8 protein-coding genes are annotated in these 11,152 nt (G+C 49.7%); 6 read left to right on the forward strand and 2 right to left on the reverse strand.

All coding sequences use genetic code 11. The annotated features are described in order from the left end of the window. The first annotated feature begins 14 nt into the window (after positions 1-14). The 4 genes from GZZ87_RS18400 (at position 15) to GZZ87_RS18415 (ending at position 6,313) form a co-directional block, all read left to right on the forward strand. A complete protein-coding gene (locus tag GZZ87_RS18400; protein WP_162025893.1) occupies positions 15-1,979 on the forward strand; it encodes an alpha-L-fucosidase in 1,965 nt (654 codons plus the stop codon). A gap of 788 nt (positions 1,980-2,767) precedes the next feature. After that, positions 2,768-3,745, forward strand: coding sequence for a PEP-CTERM sorting domain-containing protein (locus GZZ87_RS18405; RefSeq protein ID WP_162025892.1), 978 nt, complete (start codon positions 2,768-2,770; stop codon positions 3,743-3,745). A 312-nt stretch (positions 3,746-4,057) separates the two neighbouring features. Beyond that, the gene (locus GZZ87_RS18410) at positions 4,058-4,798 is read left to right on the forward strand and encodes a hypothetical protein (protein WP_162051269.1); all 741 of its coding nucleotides are present in this window, start codon (positions 4,058-4,060) and stop codon (positions 4,796-4,798) included. 51 nt (positions 4,799-4,849) lie between these two features. After that, positions 4,850-6,313, forward strand: coding sequence for a sialate O-acetylesterase (locus GZZ87_RS18415; protein WP_162025890.1), 1,464 nt, complete (start codon positions 4,850-4,852; stop codon positions 6,311-6,313). Between the two features lie 217 nt (positions 6,314-6,530). Here GZZ87_RS18415 and GZZ87_RS18420 read toward each other — a convergent pair whose 3' ends face one another. Further along, positions 6,531-7,190, reverse strand: coding sequence for a response regulator transcription factor (locus GZZ87_RS18420; RefSeq protein ID WP_162025889.1), 660 nt, complete (start codon positions 7,188-7,190; stop codon positions 6,531-6,533). Positions 7,191-7,223: 33 nt separating this feature from the next. Continuing rightward, positions 7,224-9,191 carry a histidine kinase gene (locus tag GZZ87_RS18425; RefSeq protein WP_162025888.1) on the reverse strand — a complete coding sequence of 656 codons (1,968 nt, stop codon included), beginning with the start codon at positions 9,189-9,191 and terminating at the stop codon, positions 7,224-7,226. A gap of 191 nt (positions 9,192-9,382) precedes the next feature. On the opposite strand from GZZ87_RS18425, the gene GZZ87_RS18430 reads away from it, so the two are divergent. Together GZZ87_RS18430 and GZZ87_RS18435 are read left to right on the forward strand one after the other, a co-directional pair. Next, complete coding sequence (locus tag GZZ87_RS18430; RefSeq protein ID WP_162025887.1) at positions 9,383-10,063, forward strand: PEP-CTERM sorting domain-containing protein; 681 nt, start codon at positions 9,383-9,385, stop codon at positions 10,061-10,063. Positions 10,064-10,291: 228 nt separating this feature from the next. Further along, positions 10,292-11,050 carry a PEP-CTERM sorting domain-containing protein gene (locus tag GZZ87_RS18435; protein ID WP_162025886.1) on the forward strand — a complete coding sequence of 253 codons (759 nt, stop codon included), beginning with the start codon at positions 10,292-10,294 and terminating at the stop codon, positions 11,048-11,050. Positions 11,051-11,152: the final 102 nt, after the last annotated feature.

The following is an 11,152-nucleotide window of genomic DNA, read 5'->3' on the forward strand; positions in this document are numbered from 1 at the left end:
ACCTAAAGAAAAACATGAGACTCTTTAATCATAAAGATCGCATTGCGAAAACGCTCAGCACGCTGCTGCTCGCTACGATTGCGGCGACTTCGGTCGCCAATGCGCAAACCGATTCAAAACCGAAACTCGCAGGTGAACTGCGTAATATTCCAGAGCGCGAAACAGAATTTATGGATTGGGGACTGGGGCTGTTTGTGCACTGGTCAATTGATTCCCAGCTGGGTTCGGTCATCAGTCACCATATGGATATGGCTTCGGACAAACACCTAGATCGTATGGTGAATGAACTGCCGAAGACCTTCAACCCGACGGACTACAATCCAGACGAATGGATGCAGCTCGCGAAGTTAGCCGGTGTTAAATACATGGTGCTGACTACCAAGCACCACAGTGGCTTTTGTTTGTGGGATTCTGCGGTGACGGATTACGATATCGCGAACACGCCTTATAAAAAAGACATCGTTAAAGAATTTGTCGATGCGTGTCGCCGCCACGACATTAAGGTTGGCTTCTATTATTCGCCCGAGGACTTTGCCTTCAATTACAAGGCAGGCTATCCGGCCCGCGGTGGTAAAATGCCAAAGGATAAACACGCGGAGCTCGTTGATTTTACAAAAGTGCAGATCAAGGAATTGCTCACGAACTATGGGCCGATCGATGTCATGTTTCTTGACGGAGGGCACAAAGCAGTGCTGACACAATACTGCCATGAAGTGGATCCCAATGTCATTGTGACGCGTGGTGAGATGGTGACACCAGAGCAACGCCTGCCAAAGAATCCGATTCCGGGTCCATGGGAGACGTGCTTTACGCTGGGGAATCAATGGCAATACAAACCAACCAATGATGATTTCAAGTCAGGCTCGACACTCATCAACATGCTGGTCGAAACACGTGCGAAGGGCGGCAATCTGTTAATCAATGTCGGCCCGAAGCCCGATGGTTCCATACCGATCGAGCAGGAAGAACGCTTCCGCGAACTCGCATTGTGGATGTTTGTCAATGATGAGGCGATTCATGATGTTCGCGCCTGTGTGGTCGCGGGGGATAAGGGGCACGCTTACTATACTCAATCCAAGGATGGCAAATATACGTATGCCATCGTAACCAAGTTTACCGAGCGTGATCCAGTGCCTAACAATCGGATCTGGGGGCGTGGTTCGCGCAAAGAGTTTTTGCTGCCTGAGCTGATCGCCAATGAAAACACAACGGTGCAGGTCTTGGGGCAAGATCATCGCTCCGAGCGATACAGCGATCGTATTGATCTAGCGATCAACTTCGAGAACACTAAAGATGGCCTACTGATGGATGTGATCCGCCAACAACGACTCTACAACTGGCGTAATTGGCCCAATGCAGTCGTGCTTCGTTTTGAAAATGTAGATTTCGTTCAGCCAGAGGAGGCAGTCGAAGAGGCTACTGACGGAAAAGAATTTACATCGGAGTCGGGTATTACCTGGAGCAGCAGCCCTGTGAAAACAAAAGGTGGCAAACTGGCTTCTGGATTGTTCGATAAGACAGGTGCGCTCGCTTATGCTGAAAATACAGGCGGTCCGAAACTGACCTTTGACGGTATCGATTTCCGTGCGGGAACGACTGCCTCCACCACGGTGCTCGGCGTGGCTGGTCCTGCATATGCCGGATATGCTGAAGGCGAACAGATCATCAGCTCTGGCATGTATCCCGCCCCCGCGACTGCGATTCCCGAACTGAGAGGACTCAACATCGGCAGCACGTATCGCGTGCAAGCCTTGTTCTATGACCAGCGCCCAAACCAAGAGGGACAACACGTGATTGTTGAGGGGAAGAATATGGGCCGCTATGCGAATGGCCCCGGCGGCAATGGTTTGCTAGTGAGCGGCACCTTTGTTGCGACTGCCGACACGCAGTCCTTCAAGCTCGAGCGCACCGCGAACGATGGCAAAACGCCGGACAATCAAATTCAGCTCAACGCCTTGGTGCTGCATCAGCTTCCGTAGGGTTGCGATTCCGCCACCGGCACTTTGTCCGAGCTATACTGATGCGCATCCTGTTTTGTGAAAAGTGCCGAGGCTCATGCGGAGCTACCGAAAGTGTTAAGGGATTTGGGAGGGACAGCCTCCGCGCTGTCCGCAGTGTGCCAGTGCTGGACTGAGGCTCGGCGGACGAGACGGAGCTCGTCCCTCCCAAATGTGTTGATCAAAAATCACAATTCTTAATGCGCGACAGTATATAAACTTTTCAAAAGCCTCTCCGAAGTTCGGGGAGGCTTTTTTTGGTTCATCGTCGATTACCGAGAGCGGACTCGTTGGCCAGTGAATCACTGAGATGGAACGAAGCTCAACTGCGTTGTGGCACGGGCTTCTCGGAGAGAGCCTTTTTTTATAGCTGATTGCATCTTGCATAACAGTGCGATCACACGGACAAGTTTAAGGCCCATGGTGTAGGACGCGGTCTTTGCGTAGCAAAGGCCGTGTTGATCTGGTAGACTCCGCAGATACGCTGACGCAGGACAGCCGGCGAGCGGCATCACCGCATGATTCAAGCTAGTGCCATGTCTGATACACTGACAGAAAGGCCCCAGATTTTTTAACCGCTTATTTTCGCTAATGAACGCTTATCTAGCACGACGTGTCACAGACTTTGAATTTCATTGCCTCAGTTTTTTTGTCCGCAGCGACGGCCTGAGCTTTCGCTCGGTATCGCGTGAATTCGCGATATGCTTTTTTGTATGACATTTGGTATATTAACATTCTACCGTTTATATCCCACCATAACCCCTGCTACTATGAAAAATAATAAAACACAGTCTCCCACTAGAGCGACCATAGCACTTGCCGTGCTCTGCCTCGCAGTTCCTTCCATTGGACTCTCGGCCACGTTTTATCAAATTGGTAGTGGTGGAGTGGGCAGTAGTTGGGATGATGCAAATTTCTCTCCTGACGGAACTGCCACTGGTGCTGCCGCTCCGACTTCGGGTCTGCCGGGCGGAACGAATGACTACGTGAATGATGCTGGAACGCTCAGAACATCGGGAACCCAGTTCGCAGGTGATTCGCTAACAATTAAGAGCGGCAGACGTCTGCAACTTCAGTTTGGGGGGACATCAACGGTCGACAATCTGACCTTCGAGGCGGGTTCCAATATTGCAAACGGCGCTAGTGGTGCGAAGACACTGAGTGGTAATGGACTAGCGATTACAGGGACTGGGGAGTTCACAATTCTATCTGGCGCAAATAACCGTGACATCACTATTTCTTCCCAGATTACAGCGGATTCGACCATCAGTCAGATCAATGTCGACATGGGAATTGTAGGTTCACCCACTAAGAACGAATTCCTAAATCTCACCAATGGCTCGAACAGCTTTGGTGGAACGTGGAACATCGAAGAAGGTCTGCTTTGGGGGAGCACAGCTGGCGGTTTGGGAGTTTCCAGCTTTAATGTTACCGCGAACGGCTATTTGGATCTCGACTACGATTTCTCCAATGCTCTCGGTGATTTGACAATTGTCGGTGGTGGTATGTTGACGCTCGACCAAGCTCTGACATTCGGTAGTGCTACGATTAACGGCACACCAATTGCCGCTGGCACCTACACTGCAAGTCAGCTGAATGCAACCTTCGGGATTGATCTGGCAACTTTTGAGGATGCAGGTTCATCTACTGGCAGCATCACCATCACAGTGGTCCCCGAGCCCTCCAGCTACGCACTGCTTGCCGGTCTGCTCGGTCTTAGCTACGTAATGGTTCGCCGCCGCAGCTAAGCGTCCACTCAAGTTTACATTTTCAAAAAGCCTCCCTGTCATTCGGGGAGGCTTTTTTGTGGATAGTCCCTTCGGGGGAAAGAGGCGAGTGGTGTGGCCCGTTTGACGGATATCCATCGCCGGGAGCCAGCGGTTTATAGATACGTCAGACAAGTTCTCAAAGTAGTCTTCCGAGAGAAGATCTCATACAAACATGAAATGTAAGTGAGGCTATAATACAGGCAATCGACTGCAGCTTTAGGCGTAAATTCGCGATGTTATCAGTGGCTTAAACATATATTCTAAGAGCAGCTGAATTTGTAGTATAAGCGTATGACGCTTTTGGATTATTGGATCCTCCTTGGTAAAGACTCCCTCATGAAAAACAGATATATTAAAGTCATTCTACCGTTACTGGCCTCATTTACAATTTCTCAAACTGCGAACGCTGAAGTGCTCGCAGAGTTCAACTTCGATGGACGGGATGGCGTTTCGACGGGCTCCTCAATGTTCAGTATCGTATCGGATTGGGATAACAGTCATGCTGGGGCGAGTAGTGATTATTCTCAAAATGCTCACAGTTTCAGAAGCGTAGCCGTCACCGCTGTAGCTAATGAAATTAGCAGGGCTCTTGATCCTTCAGTTTCTGAGAGTTATCATTCATTCACCGTAACAGTCGCCGGCTTAAGAGCAGGAGAGGCGCTAGACTTAACGACTTTCGCTTACGAATATAAGTGCTCTCAACCTCTAGGATTTGACTCAGGCGTATATTCCGATGCCACAGGATTTTCCAGCCTGAGTGATCAACTGGGAGGGATTACGATTGGTGGTGACGGGGCGGATTTATCCACCAGTATTAATCTATCGGGGCCGGAATATAAGGGCCTGACCAATGGGGATTCAATTGAGTTTCGCATCTATCTGGCAGATACATCGAATTCTCCTAAACGCATCCATAATATAGACGATGTCATATTGACGGGGGAGAAATATGATATTCCTGAGCCAGACACGTTTGCTTTGATTGCGGGTATCGTCGCGATCTGTTCGATGATGACTCGCCGTCGCTCATAGCTTGCGTGTCGTGAGAGAGGCCCGAAAGACACTGTATCCGTAGATAATCGAATGAGCATACATTTATATGTGAGACGATATTGGCAGCGAGGATCCGTCTTTGGCGCGATCTTCTGCATACTTTTCAGTGTGAACCTCTCTGCTGAAACGTCGGTGCAGCCAAATGTCTATGCGATCCAAGCCCAAGACCGCATCGTATTCTTTGGCGATTCGATTACTGCACATGGTGCGCCTCCCGGAGGCTACGTCGATTTGGTTGCGAAAGCTGTTGAACAAGCGTATGCCGAACAGGGCATTGAAGTCATTGGTGCAGGCGTTGGAGGAAACAAGGTTCCGGATCTACAGAAACGCATGGATCGCGATGTGCTCAGCCAAAAGCCTAACCTTGTTTTTATATATATCGGTATTAATGATGTCTGGCATTGGTCGAAACCGCACCCAGTGACAAAGGCGAAGCGAGCGGGCACGACCGCTGAGGCGTATGAGTCGGGCTTGCGTGAAATCGTCAGCAAGCTACAGGCAGAGAAGATAACTGTAGTGCTCTGCACGCCGACGGTCATTGCGGAGCAACTGCATCCTGAGTCTGAAGATTTCCAGCGCTTAGAGCAGTATGCCGCGATCGTTCGCCAGATCGCCGCGGATACGGACTCAGTTCTACTCGATCTAAGACAGCTGTTTGTCGACTATCTGAGCGAGAATAACCCGAAAAATCGTCCTCGTGGGATTTTGACGATGGACGGTGTGCATATGAACGGTGCTGGTAATGCGTTGATTGCAGAAGCAGTTTGCCGCATGCTGGGAGTGACTGCTATCGCGGAGAGCGTTGCGTCGAACCTGTCTGCGCCGACCAAGGGCATGGATCTGTATTTGATGATTGGTCAGTCCAATATGGCTGGCCGTGCTAAAGTTCTAGATACGCAGCGCCGGCCGATCAAAAATTGCTTTCTTTTTAATGATCGGGGGGATTGGGAACCTGCCACCAATCCACTAAATCGTTTTTCAACCGTGCGGAAAGATATCGGCATGCAGCAACTCGGGCTAGGCTATTCATTTGCAATGAAGCTCAATGAAATGAATCCAGAGCAGACGATAGGGCTCGTTGTGAATGCCTTGGGCGGTTCGAAAATTGAATCGTGGCAAAAGGGGCAGCGATTGTATCAAGAAGCCTTGGCTCGCATGCAGGCTGCGCAAGCATATGGGGAACTGAAGGCAGTTCTTTGGCATCAAGGGGAATCTAATTTCGATGATGCGGCATATTTAGGGAAATTGAGCCAACTCATTACTGATTTGCGTGCGGACTTACAGATGCCTCAACTTCCTTTTATTGTGGGGCAAATTACTGGTGATTATCCTGTCAACACACAGCTGGATGCATTGCCAGAGCATGTCTCTCATACGGCTTGTGTCTCGTCTAAAGACTTGGCTACACAGGATAAATGGCACTTTAATTCAGTTAGCCAAATTCAGTTAGGTGAACGCTATGCAGATGCTGTTCTATCGATACAGCAGCGATAGGATCAAATATTAGAGGTTTCTATGCGGCTCCCTTCGCCGCTGTGAATGATGATTGATCAAAGTCCCATGTGGTTGTGATTCTGGCCGACGACTTGGTTGCAAAAAGTCAGCCCTCCGATGCTACTGATGCATGGTGAAAACGATACCGATCGTCATTGTGCAATGCCCTTCGTGGCGACAAATATGCATCTTTTAATACAAAAAACTGAATGTTCGTTTACGTATCAAGTATGCCACTGCGGTAAGCTTTCGAAATCGCGGCGGGTGCGTTTTGCACTTGGAGCTTTTCGTAGATGTGGCGGATGTGATTACCCACGGTGTGGGCGCTGATATCTAACTCGTTCGCGATTTCTTTTTTGACGAGGCCCTCCCCGAGCAGTGTGAGCACCTCAATCTCTCGGTCGGAAAGGTTAACTGTATCCTCTTTGCCTCGGTGCTTTTTATGGAAGTTCTGGAGTATGAACTTTGCGATGTTTGAGTCGAGTGGGGCGCCCCCTCTGGAGACGAGTCGTATCGCGTCAGTGATCTCAGTCCTTGTGGATGATTTGAGTAAGTATCCAGTGGCTCCAGCTCCAATCGCGGCGACGACATCCGCTTCTGCATCCGATTGTGTGAGCATGACAATCTCGACCTCAGGCATATACTGTTTGAGCCATGGGATCGTTTCGATACCGCTGAGTCCAGGTAGGTTGAGGTCTAGTAATACTAAATCAGGTGCCTTAAATGTCTTGTCGTATTGGATGCAATGGAGCGCTTGCTCCGCGGTGCCGAATTGATAGCTGAGCTCAATCTCTTCTGCTTTGTTGATTACCAGCTCAATGCTTTCCCGATATTCGGGGTGGTCTTCGATGAGCATGACTTTGATCGGGGATTGCATAGGGGGGAGTGTATGTTGAGTGACTCTGGAGGGCTAGATACGGAGTTTCAAGCAAATGGAGGTCCCTTCGCTATCTTTACTCGCTACGGTTAATTGCGCTTTTAGCAGTTCTGCGCGTCGCTGCAGTGACTTGGGCGCGGTGCGGCTCGCTTGTGCGGGTAGACCGACCCCGTTGTCATGGATCGTGAGCGTCACGTATTTAGGATCGGCGTTTAAGTGGGTTTCGACCGCGGTCGCGCCTGAATGACGGCAGATATTGACCAGGCTTTCTTTGTAAAAGAGAAAGAGGTCGACGCGTTGACGGGGTTTAAGCTTCTCCAAGTAGGCTTCACCTTCGATTGTGATGCTGTGCGCGAGGTTAGTGGTAATACGCTCTGCGGAGCGCTTCATGTCTTCTACCAGTCCGATGTAGAGGCTCTTGGCTTCGAGCATGTTGGTGCAGTGGCGCACTGCGGTGCCCGTGCGCTCTGTTAGGTCGCGGATGCGTTGGCTTAGGGTCTGCCATTCCTCTGCGCTGTCGGCATCCTTGGCGAGATCGCTGATCAGTCCGATCGAGTGGAGGTTGGCACCGAGCTCGTCATGTAGGTCGGCGGCGAAGCGTTGTTTGAGTTGTGCGACATGGCGCATGCGGACGATGCGATCGATGAGTATCACGAGCAATACGACGACTATCAATACTCCAGCGACCCAATACATGATTCGTAGATATGTTTTTTGCTTAGAATATCGAAGCTGCAACTCCGCTGCGATTGCTGGGCGGGCTTGCTCTAGGTCATGGCGAAGCGCCAATTGATTGAGCCATTTTTTTAACGGTAGAATATCGCCGAAGTGATCTCTGCCATCGGTGAGCCCTGTAAGGCTGCCTTGTGAGGTCTTGTTGCTTCTATTTTCTACTATAGGTTTACCTTGAGCGATATTTGATTCATTATGTATGATCTCAATTTCAGCCAAGCCGAAGCAGCTCATGACCTTTTTAGCTTCGGGTGCTTGATACCCTTCGATTGCGGTAATTCGAATATAACGATACTTGGCTTCAGGGAATCGCAGCATGAGTATCGAGCCTGTTTGATAGAGAGAGTCTCTTTCGAAGGTCAAGAGTGTTTTTTGATCCGAAAAATCTGCTTGATTGGCCCCTGTGACTTCGAGCTTCTTTGGCATCCCGTAATCCGCATGATGGATGCGTGGCACATTTTCGAGGATATCCACCGCATGCAAATTGACCCCATCCACAGGTTGGGGTTGCTCCAAGTCAATCGTGAAGGAATGTTCTAATTCACTTCGATAGAAAGTGATGAAGGGTTCTCCCTTTTCCCCTGTCGCAGCGTCCATCAGGTAGGGCACTAATCCATCGACCAATGCTCTTGAGGTGATCGCATGGGAAATGTTAATACCCATTTTTGAGGACGCCTTGACTCGTTGTTTCAGTGCTACGTTTTTTTCGCCGCTAAAGATCAACACTTCGGCTAACTGAAATGTGTAGTCATCATTCCACACCTGAGACCTGACGGGTGTCGCTTCGATCCGTATCCATGTCACCTCTATGGGGCTGAGTGAGAGGACGAATGGAGCAATTCGTGGAGTCAATGAAGTGTCGGAGACTTCTGCAATCGTCACGCCTGCACTATTCTCATCAGTGCCAGCGATGATCTTGAATTCAGATGGGAAACCATCAGACTGATATCCTTTATCAGAGTCGCGCCAAATGACAGGCACGAGAATGATTTGATCAATGACGGCCGGTTCTTCGATGAAAATTTGAACCCATTCAGACGGCTTTGGTGCTTTCGTGGGTTGTGAGATCCAGCCCACGTTTCCCACGCCGCTTCGGAGCGTTGAGTGCGCTAGGGTATCCAAGGTTGCGTCGATCTCAGTAATCTGTGTTTCCAATTCGCGGATAGTGAGCGTCTCCAGCGGCAGAGGCTTTTCGGCGATCAGTGTATGCACTGCCATCACTAAAGTGGTGAACCCTAGGAGTATTGTTTTAGAGAGTTTCGGGGGCATTGAGTTCTTAGGTCGAAATAGTTCGAGGAGGCTGTCGAGTTCGATTCCGATCCTAAAAATGTGCTGCGTCAACTATTCTCGTTTTTTTATAAAACCATCCGTCATGACATAAACGCGTCATGGGCAGCTAGCGATGACCTTGGTATTCTAAAGGCCTTACTCCTAAAAATCATTAATACCTACAATTACATATGAAGAATACAAAACTACTCCTTAGCTCCTTAGTTGCGTGTGCCGCCTTTTCTAGTGCGAATGCAGCTACAATCACATGGGAAGACTACGACATTACCAGTAATGTATCCGAAGTCTTGACAACGGGCACCATAGTTGAGGCCGTTAACTTAACATCAACCCCGCAGGTTGGCACAAATCCAACTCTTACGTTTGCTGGCACGACGTTTACCTCGATCGGCACTATTCTTAACAATAGTTATAATACTGATGTATGGGCGCCCGCCGTCACTGGTGGCACTGCAGCGGAGAATGCAGATTACCAATCATTTTTGGACTATGTCGATTTTTCGCTTAATCAAGGAAGCGGTTCTGCTTTCACCATCGATACGTTCACCGGTTTGACGATTGGTCAAGACTACGTCTTTCAGGCGTGGTATGCAATGGCGGACACTGAAACTCGCACAATGACATTGATAGGTGACGCTGCGAGCACGGATAGCAATATTCTCCAAGCTGGAGAATATGCGATCGGCACATTTACGGCCGATGCTGTGACGCAAGATTTGATCATACAGTCCAGCCAGTCGGGGATTCGCTTTACAGGTTACCAGCTACGTGCTGTTCCTGAGCCGAGTGCTTACGCATTGATTGCGGGTTGCTTTGGTATGGCGTTTGTAGCATCGCGTCGCCGAATTTAGGGGGATCGTCGTAGCCTCTCGAGGGCGCGGCTTTTCATCATAGGGTTAATGCCCAGGCGAACTGAGAGGTCGTCTGGGCATTTTTTCTGATAGGCTATGTGTTTATGGCAGTTCCTTGCTCCGTTTTTATAAAACTATCAGTGATGACACAATGCATGTCATAGGTAGCTATGGTCATGGTCGACTCAGCGTCTTACTCCTAATGGTCATTAATATCTACGATTACGTATGAAGAATACAAAACTACTCCTTAGCTCCTTACTTGCATGTGCAGCTCTCACTAGCGCAAATGCGGAGATTGTCGCTGACATCGGTGGCGACTATATCGACGCTTCGACCCTGCCTGCCGGATGGTCATACCTCTACTCCAATGCTGCTACAGGAGGCACTGAGGTGGAGCTGACGGCAAATACCCTTGTCGGAAATGCTGGTAACCTTGGTTTTGAAGGGGACTCGACACAGAATACCCCTGCGATTCTAGGTGCAATAACGGCGGTAGATGGAGAATTGGAGGTTTTTACTGATGGTTTCGAAGGGCATGCAGCAGTGGTTGGCACAGATTTGGTGCTACACCCGGGTAATACCGCTCCTACGTCGTTTGTCATCGCTCGCTATACGTTCAGCGCGGCAGATATGTTGTATGGCACAACCGCTGACATTTCGGGTGCCTTTAGGGATCTTGGGGGGGGCACCACTGGCGTCGCTGAGCTTTCTATTATTGCGAGCGTGTATCACAACTCAACCGTGCTTTTTTCAGCAACAGGCTCGGCGGGACGTTTGTTTCAAGCAGACGGAACTTTCAATATCGGCGATGTGACAGTCGCGGAAGGGGATTCGATCAGTTTTGTGGTCGATCGTAATGGTCACTATGCTGGTGACGAAACCGCACTATCTGGCAAGGTTTCGATTCCCGAGCCGTCCAGCTATGCGTTGCTACTGGGCAGCCTCGGTATGGTGATGGTTTTTGCGCGTCGCCGCCGGGCTTAACTAGCCCAAACCAAATAATCGTTTAAGTTAAATTCCCGGCGACCGCAGAATTAGTGCTGCCGTTCAGGGATTTTTTTGCCCCACATCATATTCTAATGTCCC

Source organism: Lentimonas sp. CC4 (assembly GCF_902728235.1).
Lineage (GTDB): Bacteria > Verrucomicrobiota > Verrucomicrobiia > Opitutales > Coraliomargaritaceae > Lentimonas.

Coding starts and splice junctions, on each gene's coding strand:
- GZZ87_RS18435 (WP_162025886.1), top strand. CDS start 10,292: ATGAAGAATACAAAACTACTCCTTAGCTCCTTACTTGCATGTGCAGCT.
- GZZ87_RS18415 (WP_162025890.1), top strand. CDS start 4,850: ATGAGCATACATTTATATGTGAGACGATATTGGCAGCGAGGATCCGTC.
- GZZ87_RS18400 (WP_162025893.1), top strand. CDS start 15: ATGAGACTCTTTAATCATAAAGATCGCATTGCGAAAACGCTCAGCACG.
- GZZ87_RS18405 (WP_162025892.1), top strand. CDS start 2,768: ATGAAAAATAATAAAACACAGTCTCCCACTAGAGCGACCATAGCACTT.
- GZZ87_RS18425 (WP_162025888.1), bottom strand. CDS start 9,191: ATGCCCCCGAAACTCTCTAAAACAATACTCCTAGGGTTCACCACTTTA.
- GZZ87_RS18410 (WP_162051269.1), top strand. CDS start 4,058: ATGACGCTTTTGGATTATTGGATCCTCCTTGGTAAAGACTCCCTCATG.
- GZZ87_RS18430 (WP_162025887.1), top strand. CDS start 9,383: ATGAAGAATACAAAACTACTCCTTAGCTCCTTAGTTGCGTGTGCCGCC.
- GZZ87_RS18420 (WP_162025889.1), bottom strand. CDS start 7,190: ATGCAATCCCCGATCAAAGTCATGCTCATCGAAGACCACCCCGAATAT.